Source organism: Paracoccus sp. TD-10, assembly GCF_048270675.1.
Lineage (GTDB): Bacteria > Pseudomonadota > Alphaproteobacteria > Rhodobacterales > Rhodobacteraceae > Paracoccus > Paracoccus pantotrophus.
The window spans coordinates 1,307,857-1,325,861 of sequence record NZ_CP182419.1; the positions used below are offsets into that span (position 1 = coordinate 1,307,857).

General features: G+C 69.3%; 11 protein-coding genes, 1 tRNA gene, 1 pseudogene and 1 riboswitch. Of the genes and pseudogenes, 7 read left to right on the plus strand and 6 right to left on the minus strand.

Annotated features, from left to right (window positions below; translation table 11 throughout):
• Positions 1-5: 5 nt before the first annotated feature.
• From nagZ to argS, 3 genes are all read right to left on the minus strand, one after another.
• On the minus strand, positions 6-992 hold the full coding sequence (gene nagZ, locus ACNKFW_RS17440; RefSeq protein ID WP_147428795.1) for a beta-N-acetylhexosaminidase: 987 nt from the start codon (positions 990-992) through the stop codon (positions 6-8).
• Positions 993-1,001: 9 nt separating this feature from the next.
• A complete protein-coding gene (locus ACNKFW_RS17445; protein ID WP_024843266.1) occupies positions 1,002-2,141 on the minus strand; it encodes an SPOR domain-containing protein in 1,140 nt (379 codons plus the stop codon).
• A 69-nt stretch (positions 2,142-2,210) separates the two neighbouring features.
• Positions 2,211-3,956, minus strand: a complete 1,746-nt coding sequence (argS, locus tag ACNKFW_RS17450) for an arginine--tRNA ligase (protein WP_147428794.1) — start codon at positions 3,954-3,956, stop codon at positions 2,211-2,213.
• Positions 3,957-4,213: 257 nt separating this feature from the next.
• Between argS and ACNKFW_RS17455 the strand changes: the two are divergent.
• The 3 genes and pseudogenes from ACNKFW_RS17455 to metK all read left to right on the plus strand — a co-directional run.
• Positions 4,214-5,761: pseudogene (locus tag ACNKFW_RS17455) on the plus strand (DEAD/DEAH box helicase); the annotation flags it as partial.
• Positions 5,762-6,463: 702 nt separating this feature from the next.
• Positions 6,464-7,918, plus strand: a complete 1,455-nt coding sequence (lnt, locus tag ACNKFW_RS17460; RefSeq protein ID WP_231486619.1) for an apolipoprotein N-acyltransferase — start codon at positions 6,464-6,466, stop codon at positions 7,916-7,918.
• Between the two features lie 31 nt (positions 7,919-7,949).
• Positions 7,950-7,998: riboswitch (SAM-SAH riboswitch) on the plus strand.
• Between the two features lie 5 nt (positions 7,999-8,003).
• A complete protein-coding gene (gene metK, locus ACNKFW_RS17465) occupies positions 8,004-9,170 on the plus strand; it encodes a methionine adenosyltransferase (RefSeq protein WP_024843270.1) in 1,167 nt (388 codons plus the stop codon).
• Positions 9,171-9,338: 168 nt separating this feature from the next.
• Here metK and ACNKFW_RS17470 read toward each other — a convergent pair whose 3' ends face one another.
• Positions 9,339-9,965: a J domain-containing protein gene (locus ACNKFW_RS17470; protein ID WP_024843271.1), complete on the minus strand. Its 627-nt coding sequence runs from the start codon at positions 9,963-9,965 to the stop codon at positions 9,339-9,341.
• Positions 9,966-10,034: 69 nt separating this feature from the next.
• On the opposite strand from ACNKFW_RS17470, the gene ACNKFW_RS17475 reads away from it, so the two are divergent.
• From ACNKFW_RS17475 to ACNKFW_RS17490, 4 genes are all read left to right on the plus strand, one after another.
• Positions 10,035-10,286 (plus strand): BolA family protein, encoded by a 252-nt coding sequence (locus tag ACNKFW_RS17475; RefSeq protein WP_024843272.1) that lies wholly within the window; start codon positions 10,035-10,037, stop codon positions 10,284-10,286.
• A gap of 81 nt (positions 10,287-10,367) precedes the next feature.
• Positions 10,368-11,333 (plus strand): class II fructose-bisphosphatase, encoded by a 966-nt coding sequence (gene glpX / locus ACNKFW_RS17480; protein WP_024843273.1) that lies wholly within the window; start codon positions 10,368-10,370, stop codon positions 11,331-11,333.
• 51 nt (positions 11,334-11,384) lie between these two features.
• Positions 11,385-13,127, plus strand: coding sequence for a single-stranded-DNA-specific exonuclease RecJ (gene recJ / locus ACNKFW_RS17485; RefSeq protein ID WP_147428792.1), 1,743 nt, complete (start codon positions 11,385-11,387; stop codon positions 13,125-13,127).
• A 123-nt stretch (positions 13,128-13,250) separates the two neighbouring features.
• Positions 13,251-13,325: transfer RNA gene (locus ACNKFW_RS17490), tRNA-Glu, on the plus strand.
• Positions 13,326-13,913: 588 nt separating this feature from the next.
• Here ACNKFW_RS17490 and carB read toward each other — a convergent pair.
• A complete protein-coding gene (gene carB / locus ACNKFW_RS17495; protein ID WP_147428791.1) occupies positions 13,914-17,246 on the minus strand; it encodes a carbamoyl-phosphate synthase large subunit in 3,333 nt (1,110 codons plus the stop codon).
• A gap of 189 nt (positions 17,247-17,435) precedes the next feature.
• Positions 17,436-17,960 carry a TIGR00645 family protein gene (locus ACNKFW_RS17500; protein ID WP_024843276.1) on the minus strand — a complete coding sequence of 175 codons (525 nt, stop codon included), beginning with the start codon at positions 17,958-17,960 and terminating at the stop codon, positions 17,436-17,438.
• Positions 17,961-18,005 lie beyond the last annotated feature (45 nt).

The following is an 18,005-nucleotide window of genomic DNA, read 5'->3' on the forward strand; positions in this document are numbered from 1 at the left end:
ACCGATCAGGCCGCCAGCCCGCCAAGCGCCGCCAATTCGGCCCGCAGCGCGGCGGTGTCCTGCTGCACCGGCGCGCGGCGCAGGGCCAGCGCCGCCTCGGCCCGCAGGGCGGCGCGGGGGGACATGGCTCCGGCGGCCGCCACGATCTCGTCCATCTGCGCCAGGGTCTCGTTGCAGGACAGCACCAGGTCGCAGCCGGCGGCGATGGCGGCGGCGGCGCGCTCGGCCGGGCTGCCGGACAGCGCCTGCATGCCGATGTCGTCGGACATCAGCAGCCCGTCAAAGCCGATCTCGCGCCGGATCATCTCGATCACCGGGGCCGAGGCGGTGGCGGGCGCATCGTCGATGGCGGTAAAGCGGATATGCGCCGTCATCGCCATGGGCAGGTCGGCCAGCGCACGGAACGGGGCGAAATCGCTGGCGCGAAGCTCGTCGAGCGAAGCCTCGACCACCGGCAGATCCTTGTGGCTGTCCACCCGCGCCCGGCCATGGCCCGGCATGTGCTTGACGACCGGCAGCACCCCGGCGGCCAGCATCGCCTGCGCCGCGGCGCGGCCCAGGCGGATCACCGTTTCGGCATCCGAGCCGAGGCAGCGGTTCTTCAGGAAGGGATGCGTCTCGTCGCGGGCGATGTCCAGGACCGGGGCGCAATCGGCGTCGATGCCGACGGCGCGCAATTCCTGTGCCAGCAGGTGATGGTGCAGCCAGACGGCGCGCTCGCCCCGTCCGGCCTGGTCCAGCGGCGCCGGCCAGTCGGTCCAATGCGGCGCGCGCATGCGCTGGACGCGCCCGCCCTCCTGGTCCACCAGCACCGGGGCGTTGCGGCCCACCGCCTCGCGCAGCTCGGCCGTCAGCCGGCGCAGGCGGTCCGGCGTATCGACATTGCGCGCAAACAGGATGAAGCCCCAGGGGTCGGCGGCGCGGAAGAAATCGCGCTCGGCCCGGCTCAGCTCCGGGCCGGCGATGCCGCCGAGGATGGTGGCGCCTGCCATGTCAGCGGCTCATTTCGCCATGGCGGGGATGCAGTCCACGCCCTCGGCGATCAACGCCGCGCAAAAGCGCCGCGCCTCGTCGCGCGATTCGAAACCGGCGGCGCGCAGGCGCCAGAAGCTGCGGCCATTGGCCTTGTGTTCCTGGACCACCATGCCCTTGCCGGCGAAAAGCGCGCCGAACTTGCCCGAGACGCGGTTCCATTCGCCCCGTGCCAATGCATCGCTGTCGAAGGCGCCGATCTGCACCAGGGGCGCGCCCGAGGCGACCTGCACCGGTGCCGGGGCAGCGGCCGGGCGGCTTTCGGCAGCGGCAGGTGCGGGGGCCGGCGCGGCATCGCTGGCGACCGCCGGCGCGGCGGCGGCGACGCGGCGCGGACGCGGCGCGGGACGCGCCGATTGCGCGATGGCGCCGGGGGCCGGCAGGGCGCCGGCCTCGGCCAGCGCGGTGGTGATGGCCATGTCGCGCGTCTCATTGCCGGCAAGGTCGGTCACGGCCTCGTTCACCGGCGCATCGGCGGCGGGCGCGTCCGAGATCACCGCGCTGGCGACGCTTTCCGCCGCCGTGTCCGGCTGGGCCAGGGTCTCGCCGTCGGGACGGGCGATGACGCGGGCGGCTTCCTCGAACAGCGGCGCATCAACCGGATGCGAGGGCTCTTGCGCCGTGGCGCCCAGTTCGCCCATGGGCACGTCCTGGCCGTCAAGCGGCGTGGCAGCGGGCGCAAGAGCCACGCGGTCCACCGCCCCGGCTTCGGCCCCGGCAGCGACCGAGTTCACCGCAAGGCCGGTGCGCTGGGTCAGCTCGCCGCCCGGATTGTCGGGCGCGGTGCGGGCCTCGCCCTCGATGGCGCGGATCACCGGCACGCCCGAGACGTCGCGCACCACCAGCTTGTAGCCCCAGACCGCCAGGATCACGATCAGCCCGACCGAGACCAGCGCCCCGAGGTAATGCGTCAGCCGCGTGATCCGCCCCAGGAGCGAAGGCGATTCGGCCAGCGATTCGGCATGGGGGTAATGCTGTTCGTCCCAGCCGCCATCCTGCCAGTCGTCCTGATAGCCCTGCTGCCCCTCGGCATGGGCATAGCCCTGCGACAGCCTGTGGGGCTGCGACCCGTCAAACCCGCCCGAAGAGCGGAAATCTACTACCGTCATTCCTGCCTGCCTGCCGGTTGTTCCGACGCTGCTCGTTTATCTGCTCGTCCCCCGGCAGGGCGCCGTTTTTCAGCGCATTTCTTTGGCCGGAGTCACCCCCAAGATACCAAGACCGGCCGAAATGACAACGCCGACGGACCGTGCCAGCGCGATTTTCGCTGCCGTGGCCGCCGCATCGCCCTCTTGCAGGAAGCGCAGGGCGGGCTCGTCATTGCCGCGGTTCCACAGCGAATGCAGTTCCGAGGCAATATCGTAAAGGAAAAACGCGATCCGGTGCGGCTCGTGCGCGCGGGCGGCGATTTCGACCGTGCGTGGCCATTCTGCAACTTTGCGGGCCAGTTCCAGCTCGGCCGGATGCGAAAGCTGCGCCAGATCCGCCTGCGCCAGCGCCGCGTCCGAGGTATCGACCCCCATCGCCGCCGCCTTGCCCAGGACCGAGTTCACCCGCGCGCTGGCATATTGCACGTACCAGACCGGGTTGTCCTTGGATTGCTCCAGCACCTTGTCGAAGTCGAAATCCAGCGCCGCGTCGTTCTTGCGCGTCAGCATGTGAAAGCGGGTGACGTCCGCCCCCGCCTGCTCGACCACGTCGCGCAGGGTGACGAAGGTGCCGGCGCGCTTGGACATCTTGAAGGGCTCGCCGTTCTTGAACAGCTTGACCAGCTGGATCAGCTTGACGTCCAGCGGCACACGGCCGTTCGACAGCGCCTTCACGGCGGCGGTCATGCGCTTGACATAGCCGCCATGGTCGGCGCCGAACACGTCGATCAGTGCATCGAAGCCGCGCTCGATCTTGTCCCAGTGATAGGCGATGTCGGGCGCGAAATAGGTCCAGGAGCCGTCGGATTTCTTCACCGGCCGGTCCACGTCGTCGCCATGGGCGGTGGACCGGAACAGCGTCTGCTCGCGCGGCTCCCAGTCCTCGGGGGTCTTGCCCTTGGGCGGCTCCAGCACGCCTTCATAGATCAGGCCCTGCTGGCGCAGCCGCTCGATCGCGGCCTCGATCCGGCCGGTGCCGTAAAGCGCCTTCTCGCTGGAGAACACGTCCATATGGACGTTGAGCAGCGCCAGATCCTCGCGGATCATGTCCATCATCGCCTCGGTGGCGAAGCTGCGGATCTCGGCCAGCCATTCCGATTCCGGCTTGTCGAGCAGGCTGGTGCCGTATTTCGCCTTCAGCGCCTCGCCCACCGGGATCAGGTAGTCGCCGGGGTAAAGCCCCTCGCGGATCTCGGGCTCCAGCCCGTTGGCCTCTCGATAGCGTTCATAGGCGGACCGCGCCAGCACATCGACCTGCGCGCCGCCGTCGTTGATGTAATATTCGCGGGTGACCTCATGGCCCGAGAAATCCAGAAGCGCCGCCAGCGCATCCCCGAAGACCGCGCCGCGGGTGTGGCCGACATGCATCGGTCCGGTCGGATTGGCGCTGACGAATTCGACGTTGATCCGCTGGCCCTTGCCCATCTCCGAGCGGCCGTAATCCCCGCCCTCGGCCAGCGCGGCGCGCACCACGCCCTGCCATTCGGCGGGCGCCAGGCGCAGGTTCAGAAAGCCCGGCCCCGCCACCTCGGCCGAGGCGATGCGCGGATCGGCGGCCAGGCGGGCGGCCAGCGCCTCGGCGATGTCGCGCGGCTTTTTCCCGGCGGGCTTGGCCAGCACCATGGCGGCATTGGTGGCCATGTCGCCATGCGCGGCGTCCCGCGGCGGCTCGACCGTCACATTGGCGGTGTCGAGACCCGTGGGCAGCGCGCCCGCCTGTTCCATCTGCGCCAGCGCATCAAGGACCAGCGCGCGGATATCCGAGAAAAGGTTCATGGCTTCCATCCGTAAGATCGCCCGGGGATAGCGCCTGCCCGAGGGGGCCGTCAACCGGCCCACGGAACAGCAGACGCGCATCAGATTGACGAAGAGCGGGTTTTCGGCTAGGCCCGCCCTGTCTGCATCCGGCAGGCAAGGCGAGGGGCGTGCGGAAATTGCGTCCCGACCCGCCGCGACAATCCGGTTTCTCCGGAAGCGGCGATGGACGCAAGCACGGCGCGGGCTGTCCCGCGCATTTGATACGAAAGCCCTGAATGACCAAGTTTTCCGATCTGAAGCTGGACCCCAAGGTTCTGAAAGCCATCGCCGAGGCCGGCTATGAGACGCCCACGCCGATCCAGGCCGGGGCGATTCCCCCGGCGCTGGAAGGGCGCGACGTGCTGGGCATCGCCCAGACCGGCACCGGCAAGACCGCCAGCTTCACCCTGCCGATGATCACCCTGCTCGGCCGCGGCCGCGCCCGCGCCCGGATGCCGCGTTCGCTGGTGCTGTGCCCGACGCGCGAACTGGCCGCCCAGGTGGCCGAGAATTTCGACATCTATGCCAAGCACACCCGACTGACCAAGGCGCTGCTGATCGGCGGCGTTTCCTTCGGCGAACAGGACAAGCTGATCGACCGCGGCGTGGACGTGCTGATCGCGACGCCCGGCCGGCTGCTGGATCATTTCGAGCGCGGCAAGCTTCTGCTGACCGGCGTGCAGATCATGGTGGTGGACGAGGCCGACCGGATGCTCGACATGGGCTTCATCCCCGATATCGAGCGCATCTTCCAGCTGACGCCCTTTACCCGGCAGACGCTGTTCTTCAGCGCCACCATGGCGCCCGAGATCGAGCGCATCACCGACACCTTCCTGCATGCGCCCGAGCGCATCGAGGTCGCACGCCAGGCCACCACCAGCGAAACGATCACCCAGAAGCTGATCGAGATCACCCCGACCCGCCGCGACCAGACCGCGAAGCAGAAGCGCGAGTTGCTGCGCGCCCTGATCCGGGCCGAGGGCGAGGGGCTCAAGAACGCCATCATCTTCTGCAACCGCAAGACCGAGGTGGACATCGTCGCCAAGTCGCTCAAGGCGCATGGCTTCGACGCCGCGCCGATCCACGGCGACCTGGACCAGCGCCACCGCATGGCGACGCTGGACGGGTTCCGCGAGGGCACCTTGCGCTTCCTGGTCGCCTCGGACGTGGCGGCGCGCGGGCTCGACATCCCGGCGGTCAGCCATGTGTTCAACTTCGACTTGCCCAGCCATGCCGAGGATTACGTCCACCGCATCGGCCGCACCGGCCGCGCCGGGCGGCTGGGCACCGCGATCTCGATCGCGACGCCCGCGGACGAGAAATACCTGGGCGCCATCGAATCGCTGGTCAAGCAGACCCTGCCCCGCGCGCCGGTGCCCGAGGGCTTTGCCCTTTCCAGCGCCGCCCAGGGCGCGCCGCGTCCGGCGCGCGAGACCGGCCGCAAGGAACGCGGGCGCGACCGCGACCGCCGCGGCCGGCGCGACGACAGCGAACAGCGCGCCCAGGCGCCCATCCAGGCCCACGAGCCGCGCGCCGAGGCCAGGCCCGCCGAACAGGCCGAGCGCCGGCACGACCGGGCGCCCCGCGAGGAGCGCAGGGATGAACGCCGGGACGAGCGCCGCGAACGCCATGGCGAGCGTCACGACCGGCGCGAGGACCGCCGCACCGACCGCCATCCGGTCATGGGCATGGGCGAGCATATGCCCGAGTTCCTGACCCGCAGCTTCCGTCCAGGCTTCCGCGACCCCGTCGAGGAATCCGCCATCGAGGAAACCGCCGCCGAGCCACCGCGCGAGGATGTCGCACCTGAGCAGGCCGCCGAGCGCCCGTCCGCCGAACGCAAGCCCGGCAAGCGCCGCCGGGGGGAATCCGCCCGCACCAAGCCGGCCGCGCAGCCTGCCGAGGCCGCGGCCGCGGAGCCGACCGCCGAGCCCGGCCCCGTGCCCGCCGAGGCTCCGATCCCGGCCCCGGCCGAAGCCTTGGCCGAACCGGCGATCCAGCCCGCGGAACCGGTAGCGGAACCGGCACCTGAACCGGAAACGGCCCCGGAAGCCGCGCCCGGGGAGGCCGCCTCCGCCGAACCGGCGGCCGAGCCCGAAGCCAAGGAAAAGCCTGTGCGCAAGCGCAAGCCGCGCACCCCCAAGGCCAAGGCCGACGCTGCCGCCGACGCCGACGCTGCGGCGATCCCGGCAGAGGCGGAACAGCCCGCGCCCGAACAGCCGGAAGCCGAAGCCGAAGCCAAGCCGGCCCGCAAGGCGGCAAAGAAGCCGGCCAAGCCCCGCGCGCCGCGCAAGCCCAGGGCCAAGGCGGCCGAGGCCGAAGCGATCACCCCCGGCGACGCAGCCGGCACCGATGCGGCGCCGAGCCCGGACGATACCACCGCCGGGGCCTGAGCCGGTTCCATGGCCCCTCCGGCCTGCACATCGCCATCGCGACGCGGGCGCCCGTCCTGGGCGATGCTCGCCCTTGGCGCGGGGCTGGGGGCCATGGCCGCGCTGGGTCAGGCGCCCTGGGATCTCTGGCCGCTGACCCTGCTGGCGCTGGCGCTGCTGTGCCGGCAGGTGGCGCGGGCCGAAACGCCCCGCGCCGCGGCCTGGCACGCCTTTGCCGCCGGGCTGGGCCATTTCGCGCTGGCGATGTCCTGGATCGTCGAGCCCTTCCTGGTCGAGCCCGAGACCTATGGCTGGATGGCCCCCTTCGCGCTGGTGCTGACCGCGGCGGGCGGGGCGCTGTTCTGGACTGCGCCGGCCTGGCTCGCCGCCCGGCTCGCGCCGGGCTTTCCCCGGCAGGGGCTGGGCTTCGCCGCCCTGATGGTGCTGTCGGACTGGATGCGCGGCTGGATCTTTACCGGCCTGCCCTGGGCGCTGACCGGCCATGTCTGGATCGACACCCCCGCCGGGCAGGTCGCGGCCACGCTTGGCGCGATCGGGCTGTCCGGCCTGACCATGCTGGCCGCCGCCCTGCCCCTGTGCTTTCGCCGGCCCGGCCGGTTGCCGGCCCTGCCCGGCACGGTGCTGGCCCTGCTGGTCGTCGCCACCGCCTGGAGCGCGGGGCTGGCGCGGCTGGCCCACCCCCTGCCGCCCGATACCGGCTTGCGGCTGCGGCTGGTCCAGCCCGACGCCACCCAGGCGCTGAAATGGGATCCCTGGTGGTCCGAGGTGTTCTTCCGCCGCCTGCTCGACCTTTCGGCCATCCGCGACCCCGACATGCCGCCGCCGGATGTGGTGATCTGGCCCGAAACGGCGGTGAACTTCCTGCTGGAACAATCCGGCACCGCCCCGCAGGACATCGCCGCCTATGTCGGCGCCCCGGTCGTGTTGGGCATCCAGCGGGTCGAGGGCAGCCGCTATTTCAACAGCCTGGCCGAGTTCTCGGCCCAGGGCATCGGCCCGGTCTATGACAAGTTCCACCTGGTGCCCTTTGGCGAATACACGCCCTGGGGCGATGTGATGGCGCGGTTCGGCATCCGCGCCTTTGCCGCGCAGCACGGCTTCGGCTATTCGGCCGGGCCGGGACCGCAGGTCATGCGCCTGCCCGGCCTGCCGCCGATGCAGCCGCTGATCTGCTACGAGGCGGTGTTCTCCCATCACCTGATCGCCGGGGAAGACCGGCCGGGCTGGCTTTTGCAGGTCACCAACGACGCCTGGTTCGGCCAGCTCTCGGGGCCATGGCAGCATCTGGCGCAGGCCCGGCTGCGCGCCATCGAATCGGGCCTGCCGCTGATGCGGGCGGCCAATACCGGCGTCTCGGCGGTGATCGACGCGCGCGGGGGCTTGCGCGCCACGCTGGGCCTGAACCGCGCCGGGCGCATCGACGCCGCCCTGCCCGGCGCGCTGCCGCCGACGCCCTGGTCGCGGCTGGGCGACTGGCCGGCCGTGGCGCTGGCGCTGGCGGCCTTCCTGCTGGCCGCCCTGGGGCGGCGGCGCAAGTTGCGCAGTTGACGGCGGCGGGCAGGTCCACTAACGCTTCGCCTGACCGTCACAACGGCTTCCTGGCGTGGCGGCGTCATTTCAACGGAGCATCTTCATGGCCAGACAGGACTATGTGTTCACCTCGGAATCCGTCTCCGAGGGCCACCCCGACAAGTTGTGCGACCAGATCTCGGACGCGGTGCTCGACGCGCTGCTGGCCGAGGATCCGGCCGCCCGCGTCGCCTGCGAAACCTTCGCGACGACCGGCACCGTGGTCATCGGGGGCGAGATCGGCCTGACCGACCAGAAGAAGCTGGGCGAATACATGGGCCGCATCAGCGAGATCGCCCGCGAGACGATCCGCGACATCGGCTACGAGCAGGAAAAGTTCCACTGGAACACCTGCCATGTCCACAACTACCTGCACGAGCAATCCGCCCATATCAGCCAGGGCGTCGACCGCGACGGCGCCGGCGACCAGGGCATCATGTTCGGCTATGCCGTGGACGAGACGCCGGAACTGATGCCCGCGCCGATCCAATATGCCCACGCGATCCTGCGCCGCCTGGCCGAGGCGCGCAAATCCGGCGCCGAGCCGACGCTGGGCCCGGATGCGAAGTCGCAGCTGAGCCTGCGCTACGAGAACGGCAAGCCGGTCGAGATCACCAGCCTGGTGCTGTCGCACCAGCACAAGGACGAAAGCCAGAGCTCGGATGACATCCGCGCCATCGTCGAGCCCTATATCCGCGAGGTGCTGCCCGCGGAATGGCTGACCGAGAGCACGGAATGGTGGGTGAACCCGACCGGCACCTTCGTGATCGGCGGGCCGGATGGCGACGCCGGGCTGACCGGGCGCAAGATCATCGTCGATACCTATGGCGGCGCGGCACCGCATGGCGGCGGCGCCTTCTCGGGCAAGGATCCGACCAAGGTGGACCGCTCGGCCGCCTATGCCGCGCGCTACCTGGCCAAGAATGTCGTCGCGGCCGGCCTGGCGAAACGTTGCGTGATCCAGCTGTCCTATGCCATCGGCGTGGCAAAACCCCTGTCGATCTATGCCGACACCTTCGGCACCAGCGAGATCCCCGAGGCCGAGATCGAGCGCGCCGTCTCGCGGGTCATGGACCTGACGCCGCGCGGCATCCGCGAACATCTGGCGCTTTGCCGCCCGATCTATCGCCGCACCGCCGCCTATGGCCATTTCGGCCGCAGGCCCGATGCGGATGGCGGCTTCTCCTGGGAGCGGACCGATCTTGTCGAGGCCCTGAAGCGCGAGTTGTAAGGCCGCAGGGGGGGGGCTTTGCCCCCGCCGCGCCGGCGCGCGGCTCCCCCAGGATATTTGGACAAGAAAGAAGCCCAGGCCCCGGCTGCTTCTTCCTTGGGCAAATATCCTGCGGGGGAAGCTCGCCGGGCCTGCCCGGCGGGCGCGGGGGCGCAAAGCCCCCGTCCTTCAGTCCTTGAAGCTGCGGCTGTCCTTGATCTGGTCCCAGGCCCAGACCACCTCTTGCAGCCGATCTTCGTCCGAGCGGTCGCCGCCATTCATGTCGGGATGAAGATCCTTGACCAGGGACTTGTATTGCTTGCGGATCTCGGCGCGGGTCCAGCTGTCCTTGGCCTCGAGGATCTCCAGCGCCCGGCGCTCGGTCGGCGGCAGCTTGCGCGCGCTGCGGGTGCGCAGTTCGGGATTGGTGCCGTTCGCCCCCAGGATCTCCAGCGGATCGTCGATGCCGTGGCGCGCCCATTTCTGTTCCTGCGCGGCGCGGCCGAAGGGCTTGGTCGGGCGCTCCCAGACCGTGGCATTGTCCAGGAATTCCTGGAACTCGGCCTCGGACTGGCCCTGGAAATAGTTCCAGTTCAGGTTGTATTCGCGCACGTGCTCCTTGCAGAACCAATAGTATTCGTCCAGCGCGCGCGGCGATTTCGGCGCGCGGTACTGGCCGGGCTGGTCGCAGCCCTCCTTGTCGCATTGCCGCGTCGAGGTTTCGAAGGCGCCGGACATGCCGCGCCGGCCCTTGGCCCGGCGTTTCTTGTCCGAGGCCGCGGAAATGTCGAATCCGAACGGGTCGCTGTTGCTCATCTGCCTGCCTTGTCCTGAACGGGACAGGCAGTTTAGGCTATTTCGCGGGACATGAAAGGGGGCAAGCGCATGATTGCCGACGAGATGCGGAAAAGACTGGCCGAGCTTCAGCCGTCGCGGCTGGACATCATCGACGAAAGCGAAAGCCATCGCGGCCATGGCGGCTGGCGCGAGGGGGGCGAGACGCATTTCCGCATCCGCATGGCCAGCGCCCGCTTTGCCGGGCTGGGCCATGTCGCGCGGCACCGGCTGGTGCATGCCGCATTGGGCGACATCGTGCCGCGCATCCATGCGCTTGCGCTGGAACTGGCGGAAAACTGACCCGTTAGCGCGCGCAGGCTTGCCGGGCCGAGGCCCCGGGCGTAGAAGCCCGGAAAGCCGGTAAGCACAAGGAATTTCCCGATGACCTCGCCCAAGGATTTCAACGATCGCATGCTGTCGCTCGGCCTTGCCCGTGTCAGCGAGGCCGCCGCCCATGCCTCGGCGCGGCTGATCGGCCGCGGCGACGAGAAGGCCGCCGACCAGGCGGCCGTCAACGCGATGCGCGACCAACTGAACATGCTCGACATCAAGGGCGTCGTCGTCATCGGCGAGGGCGAGCGGGACGAGGCGCCCATGCTGTTCATCGGCGAGGAGGTCGGCACCGGCCAGGGCCCGGCGGTCGACATCGCGCTGGACCCGCTGGAAGGCACCACGCTGACCGCCAAGGACATGCCCAACGCCCTGACCGTCATCGCCATGGCGCCGCGCGGCACGCTGCTGCATGCGCCCGACGTCTACATGGAAAAGCTGGCCATCGGCCCCGGCTATCCCAAGGACGTGGTCAGCCTGGACATGACCCCGTCCGAGCGGGTGCGGGCGCTGGCCAAGGCCGGCGGCGTCAAGGACAGCGACATCACCGTCTGCATCCTGGAACGGCCCCGGCACGAGGATCTGGTGGCCGAGGTGCGCTCGACCGGCGCGGCGATCCGGCTGATCACCGATGGCGACGTGGCCGGCGTGATCCATTGCGCCGAGGCCGAACTGACCGGCATCGACATGTACATGGGATCGGGCGGCGCGCCCGAGGGGGTGCTGGCCGCCTCGGCGCTGAAATGCATGGGCGGGCAGATGTGGGGCAAGCTGCTGTTCCGCAACGACGATGAAAGGGCGCGCGCCGCCAAGGCCGGCATCACCGACCTGGACCGCGTCTATTCGCGCGACGAAATGGTCACCGCCGACGTGATCTTTGCCGCGACCGGGGTGACGAACGGCTCGATCGTGGCCGGCGTCAAGCGCGAGCCGCATTACCTGCAGACCGAAACCATCCTGATGCGTTCGAAGACCGGCTCGGTGCGGCGGATGATCTATCGCAACCCGATCAGGTAAGCCTTGGCGGACGGGGTTGAACCGCGGGCGGTCATGGGGGATGAAGCCCGCATGACCGCCTTTCTTTCCGTAGAATCTTCGCTGACCGGCCGCCTCTGGCGCGGTCCCGATGCCATGCTGGAACGCGCCGCCGAGGCGCTGGCCCAGGACAGCCGCCTGCCGCTGCCCGTCAGCCGTGTGTTGGCCGCGCGCGGCGTGCCCGCGCATGAGGCGCCGCTTTACCTCGATCCCAAGCTGCGCGACCTGCTGCCCGACCCCTCGGACCTGCGCGACATGGACAAGGCCGCCGAGCGGCTGGTCGCCGCGGTGCTGGCCGGCCAGCGCATCGCCATCTTCGCCGATTACGACGTGGATGGCGGCGCCTCGGCCGCATTGCTGCTGGACTGGCTGCGCCGGCAGGGGCGCGACGCCACGCTCTATATTCCCGACCGCATCGACGAAGGTTACGGCCCGAACGCCCCGGCCATCGCGGCGCTGTCGCGAGATCACGACCTGATCGTTTGCGTCGATTGCGGCACGCTCAGCTTTGATGCCTTGGCGGCCTCGACCTGCGACGTGATCGTGCTGGACCACCACCAGGGCGGCGAAACCCTGCCGCCGGTACTGGCGGTGGTGAACCCGAATCGCGCCGACGAGGATGGCAGCCTGGGCCATCTCTGTGCCGCCGGCGTGGTGTTCCTGACGCTGGTGCGCTGCAACGGCCTGCTGCGGCGGGGCGGCCATGCGCAGCCCGACCTGATCCCGCTGCTCGACCTGGTGGCGCTGGCGACGGTGGCCGACGTGGCGCCGCTGGTGGGGGTGAACCGCGCCTTCGTGCGGCAGGGGCTGCTGATCATGGCCCGGCGCGAGCGCCCCGGCCTGGTGGCGCTGTCGGACGTGGCGCGGCTCGATTCGGCGCCGAATGCCTTTCACCTGGGCTTCCTTTTGGGGCCGCGCATCAATGCGGGCGGCCGTGTCGGCCGCGCCGACCTGGGGGCGCTGTGCCTGTCCTGCACCGACAGCCGGCAGGCCGAGCGGCTGGCGGCCGAGCTGGACGCGCTGAACCGCGACCGCCGCGCCATCGAAGCCGCCGTGCGCGACGAGGCGCTGGCCCAGGTCGAGGCCCGCGTCAGCGACGGCCTGGTCGCCTGGGCGGCGGGCGAGGGCTGGCATCCCGGCGTCGTCGGCATCGTCGCCGCGCGGCTGAAAGAGGCGACCGGCTTGCCCGCGGTGGTGATCGGGGTGGATGGCGGCATCGGCAAGGGCTCGGCCCGCTCGGTGCCCGGCGTGGACCTGGGCCGCGCCATCCAGCGCCTTTCGGCCGAGGGGCTGCTGCTGAAGGGCGGCGGGCATGCCATGGCGGCCGGGCTGACCGTCGAGGAGGCCAGGATCCCCGCGGCCATGGAGCGCCTGTCGCAACTGCTCTCGCGCGAGATGGCCGAGCGTCCCGGCGCGGGCGAGCTGCGTATCTCGGGGCTTCTGGATCCCGCGGGCGCCACGGTCGAGCTGATGCAGATGCTGGAGCGCGCCGGCCCCTTCGGCCAGGCCGCGCCGGCACCGCGCTTTGCCTTCGCCGAGCAGCTGATCGACAGCACCGGGGCGATGGGCGACAGCCACCTGCGCCTGCGCTTCCGCAGCCCCGGCAGCCCGGTCCTGGAGGCGGTAGCCTGGGGCGCGATGAACGGCCCGCTGGGCCCCGCTCTGCTGGGCGCGAGGGGGCGTCGCTTCCACCTGGCGGGCAAGCTGGAACTCACGCAATGGGGCGGGCGCGAGCGGGTGCGGCTGCGCCTGGATGACGCCGCGCCGGTGGGCTGAGCCCCCGCCGCCGGCCAGGAAAAAACTTTGGCATGATGTGATTTTTCCGCTTGCAGCCCCGCGGCAGAGAACCTAAATACCGCCCCACGCCGCAGGGCAAGACCCGGCGGATACAGAAAAAGTGGCCCGTTCGTCTATCGGTTAGGACGTCAGGTTTTCAACCTGAAAAGAGGGGTTCGACTCCCCTACGGGCTGCCACTTCCTCTTTTCATCAGCATGGCTTTCCAACCCTGGGGCGGACAAGGCGCCGCGCCGCGACCGCGATGAGCGTTCGGTCGTGCACAGGCCCTGCCAAAACTGCGATCCCAAATCCCAGGGCCCTGCTGCGCGTTCCCGCGACGGCAGGTCCATACGGCCCCTCCAACAGGTTGCCGACAAAGGATCTTGCGCCCGTTCGGTGAGGGAATTGGTCCCCAATCTGGCCCAACTCGGCCGGAAATTCGGGTTTTCCGGGCCATTTGGAGGCGCGTTTCCCGGCTTCCAAAGCCAGGTCGCGATACTCGGGCGATTTTTCAGCGGCCTGTCAAACCGCCAGGTTGCGGATCGTCCGCGCGGGCGGCCGCGGCGACCGTATCAGGCAATGGATGCCCAGGCCGAAGGTTTGCCACCCCTGCCGATCCGGCCTGGACGAACGCGCGATCCCGCATCTGTGCTGCGGAGCCGCGCATGATCCCGCTCGGCAAGCTGGCCGAGTGGCCACCGGCACTCCTGCCCGGAAAGGCCGGGCAGCGGTCGCGTTAGGGAACCGGGGGCAGCATGAGGCCCCCGAACAACCCCATCCCGGCGCTAGGCCTGAAGCGACCTCACCCCGACTTCGCCTTCGCCGCGCGACTTGATCGCCGCGACCGCGGCGATGCTGCCGGCGGCGGTCGTGTAATAGGGGATCTTGTCGTTCAGCGCGACCGCGCGGATCTCGCGCGAATCGGCGATGGCCTGGGCGCCCTCGGTGGTGTTCAGCACCATGGCGATCTCGCCGTTCTTCAGCCGGTCCACGATGTTCGGGCGGCCCTCATAGACCTTGTTCACCAATTCGGTCTCGACCCCCGCACCGCGCAGGAACTCGGCCGTGCCGCGGGTCGCGACCAGCTTGAAGCCCATGGCGGTCAGCTCGCGCGCCGCTTCGGCCAGTTCGGCGGTCTTGTCGGCATCGCGGACCGAGACGAAGACCAGCCCGGCCTCGGGCAGCTGCGTCCCCGCCCCCATCTGCGCCTTGAGGAAGGCGCGCGGGAAGCTGCGGTCCCAGCCCATGACCTCGCCGGTCGAACGCATTTCCGGGCCAAGCAGCGTATCGACGCCGGGGAAACGGGCAAAGGGCAGCACCGCCTCCTTGACCGAGAACCAGGGCGTGTTCGGATCGGCCAGCGTCAGCGGATCGGCAAAGGGCAGCGGATCGTCGGGGCCGACGCCCTCGGGATAGGCCGCGCGGGCGGGGAAGTTCGACATCGGCTCGCCCGCCATCAACCGCGCGGCGATGGACGCAATCGCGCTGTCGGTGGCCTTGGCGACGAAGGGCACGGTGCGCGAGGCGCGCGGGTTCACTTCCAGCACATAGATCGCGCCGTCCTTCAGCGCGAATTGCACGTTCATCAGCCCGACGACGTTCAGCGCGCGGGCCATCGCCTCGGTCTGGACCTTCAGCTCGGCGATGGTCTCGGCATCCAGCGTATGCGGCGGCAGCGAGCAGGCCGAGTCGCCGGAATGCACGCCCGCTTCCTCGATATGCTCCATGATGCCGGCGACATGCACGGTCTTGCCGTCGGACAGCGCATCGACATCGACCTCGATGGCGCCCGAGAGATAGCTGTCCAGAAGCACCGGGCTGTCGCCGGAAACCTGCACCGCCTCGCGGATATAGCGGTTGAGCTGGTCCATGTCGCGCACGATCTCCATCGCGCGGCCGCCAAGCACATAGGACGGGCGGATGACCAGCGGGAAGCCGATGCGCTGCGCGATCTCGATGGCCTCGGCGTCGGAATGGGCGATGCCGTTGATCGGCTGCTTCAGCCCCAGGTCGTTGAGCAGCTTCTGGAAGCGCTCGCGGTCCTCGGCCAGGTCGATGGCGTCGGGCGTGGTGCCGAGGATCGGGATGCCCTCCTCCTCCAGCGCATTGGCCAGCTTCAGCGGCGTCTGGCCGCCGAACTGGACGATGACGCCGTGCAGCGTGCCGTTCTCCTGCTCGACCGCCAGGATTTCCAGCACATGCTCCAGCGTCAGCGGCTCGAAATACAGCCGGTCCGAGGTGTCGTAATCGGTCGAGACCGTCTCGGGGTTGCAGTTGACCATGATCGTCTCGTAGCCGGCCTTGGTCAGCGCGAAACAGGCATGGCAGCAGCAATAGTCGAACTCGATGCCCTGGCCGATGCGGTTCGGGCCACCGCCCAGGATCACCACCTTCTTGCGGTCGCTGGGCCGGGCCTCGTTTTCCACGTCGCCCATCGCCGGGGCTTCGTAGGTCGAATACATATAGGGGGTCTGGGCCTCGAACTCGGCCGCGCAGGTGTCGATGCGCTTGAAGACCGGGTGCAGGTCATGGGCGCGGCGGGCCTGGCGCACCTCGGCCTCGGCCTTGCCGGAAAGCTTCGCCAGCCGGGCATCCGTAAAGCCCATCATCTTCAGCCGCCGCAGGCCCTCGGCATCCTCGGGCAGGCCCTCGGCACGGACCCCGGCCTCGGCATCGACGATCTCGCGCAGCCGGGCCAGGAACCAGGGGTCGAAACTGGTCGCGTGCTGGATCTCGTCGTCGGAAAGCCCGTGGCGCATGGCCTGGGCGATCAGGCGCAGCCGGTCGGGGGTCTGCTGGCTGATCGCCTTGACGATGGCCGCCTTGTCGGGCGCGCCGGGGATCTCGATCTCGTCGAGCCCGGTCAGCCCGTTCTCCATCGAGGTCAGCGCCTTTTGCAGCGATTCGTGGAAGCTGCGACCGACGGCCATGACCTCGCCCACCGATTTCATCGCCGTGGTCAGCTCGGGCTTGGAGCCGGGAAACTTCTCGAAGGCGAAGCGCGGGATCTTGGTCACGACATAGTCGATCGAGGGCTCGAAGCTCGCCGGCGTGACCTTGGTGATGTCGTTGTCCAGCTCGTCCAGCGTATAGCCCACCGCCAGCTTGGCGGCGATCTTGGCGATGGGGAAGCCGGTGGCCTTCGAGGCCAGCGCCGAGGACCGCGACACGCGCGGGTTCATCTCGATCACCACCATGCGGCCGTCCTTGGGATTGATCGCCCATTGCACGTTCGAGCCGCCGGTCTCGACCCCGATCTCGCGCAACACGGCGATGGAACCGTTGCGCATGCGCTGGTATTCGCGGTCGGTCAGGGTCAGCGCCGGGGCGACGGTGATCGAATCGCCGGTATGCACGCCCATCGGATCGACGTTCTCGATGGAACAGACGATGATGGCATTGTCGGCGCGGTCGCGCACGACCTCCATCTCGTATTCCTTCCAGCCCAGCAGGCTCTCGTCCACCAGCACCTGCGCCACCGGCGAGGCCTCCAGCCCCGAGCGCACGATGCGCTCGTAATCGTCGCGGTTATAGGCGACGCCGCCGCCGGTGCCGCCCAGGGTGAAGGCGGGGCGGATGATGGCGGGCAGGCCGATCTCCTCCAGCGCCTCCATGGCCATCGAAACCCCGGCCGCGATGTCATAGCGGCCGTTCGGATGCTTGGGCGCGGCGACGATGGTGGCGCGCGGGTTCTCCAGGCCGATGCGGTCCATGGCCTCGCGGAACAGCTTGCGGTCCTCGGCCATCTCGATGGCGGCGCGCTGCGCGCCGATCAGCTCGACGCCGTAGCGGTTCAGCACGCCCATGTCGGCCAGCGCCAGTGCGGTGTTCAGCCCGGTCTGCCCGCCCATGGTCGGCAAGAGCGCGTCCGGCCGCTCCTTGGCGATGATCTTCTCGACCACCTCGGGGGTGATCGGCTCGATATAGGTCGCATCCGCCATCTCGGGATCGGTCATGATCGTGGCGGGGTTCGAGTTCACCAGGATGACCCGGTAGCCCTCTTCACGCAGCGCCTTGCAGGCCTGGGCGCCGGAATAGTCGAATTCGCAGGCCTGGCCGATGACGATGGGACCGGCACCGATGATCAGGATGGATTTGATATCGGTTCTTTTCGGCATGGCGGTCCCCAGGGCTAGCGGCTGATAAATCGTCCGGGGTTATAGCCATGGCGGGCGAAGTCGCAAGGGTCCGCGCCGCCCGCCCGGCCAAAAATCCGCGGCCATGGCAAGGGGCAGCGCCGATCCTGCGCCGCCCTGCCCTTCTTCGTTCCCCCAATACCCATGCGGCCGCGCAGCCGGCCCAAGGGTTCAGGCCTGGGACGCCTTGGCCTTCTTCAGCGTCTTGCCATGGCTCGCGATCCAGTCCATCGCCGCCAGCAGCACGCCCGAGACCACGAAGACCAGGTGGATCACCACCATCCAGCGGATCTGTTCAGGGGCATATTTGCCGACATCCATGAACACCTTCAGCAGGTGGATGCCCGAAATCGCCACGATCGAGGCCACCAGCTTCAGCTTCAGCGCCGAGAAATCCACCTCGCCCTGCCACTCCGGCCGGTCCTCGTGTTCGCTCAGGTCCATGCGGCTGACGAAATTCTCGTAGCCGGAAAAGATCACGATCAGCAGAAGGTTCGCCGCCAGGCTCAGGTCGATCAGCGCCAGCACCCCCAGCACCGCATCGTTGACCGTCATCACCGGCAGGATGCCGATCAGATGCCAAAGCTCCAGCGCAAAGACCCAAAGCAGGATGAGCAGCGACAGCGCCAGACCGACATAGATCGGCGCCATCATCCAGCGGCTGGCGAAAAGGCTGCGTTCGAGAAGGCGTTCCATGAATGCTCCTGAATGGATGGTCGGCCCGCGCTATACAGCCAGGAC

Coding starts and splice junctions, on each gene's coding strand:
- nagZ (WP_147428795.1), bottom strand. CDS start 992: ATGGCAGGCGCCACCATCCTCGGCGGCATCGCCGGCCCGGAGCTGAGC.
- ACNKFW_RS17445 (WP_024843266.1), bottom strand. CDS start 2,141: ATGACGGTAGTAGATTTCCGCTCTTCGGGCGGGTTTGACGGGTCGCAG.
- argS (WP_147428794.1), bottom strand. CDS start 3,956: ATGAACCTTTTCTCGGATATCCGCGCGCTGGTCCTTGATGCGCTGGCG.
- lnt (WP_231486619.1), top strand. CDS start 6,464: ATGGCCGCGCTGGGTCAGGCGCCCTGGGATCTCTGGCCGCTGACCCTG.
- metK (WP_024843270.1), top strand. CDS start 8,004: ATGGCCAGACAGGACTATGTGTTCACCTCGGAATCCGTCTCCGAGGGC.
- ACNKFW_RS17470 (WP_024843271.1), bottom strand. CDS start 9,965: ATGAGCAACAGCGACCCGTTCGGATTCGACATTTCCGCGGCCTCGGAC.
- ACNKFW_RS17475 (WP_024843272.1), top strand. CDS start 10,035: ATGATTGCCGACGAGATGCGGAAAAGACTGGCCGAGCTTCAGCCGTCG.
- glpX (WP_024843273.1), top strand. CDS start 10,368: ATGACCTCGCCCAAGGATTTCAACGATCGCATGCTGTCGCTCGGCCTT.
- recJ (WP_147428792.1), top strand. CDS start 11,385: ATGACCGCCTTTCTTTCCGTAGAATCTTCGCTGACCGGCCGCCTCTGG.
- carB (WP_147428791.1), bottom strand. CDS start 17,246: ATGCCGAAAAGAACCGATATCAAATCCATCCTGATCATCGGTGCCGGT.
- ACNKFW_RS17500 (WP_024843276.1), bottom strand. CDS start 17,960: ATGGAACGCCTTCTCGAACGCAGCCTTTTCGCCAGCCGCTGGATGATG.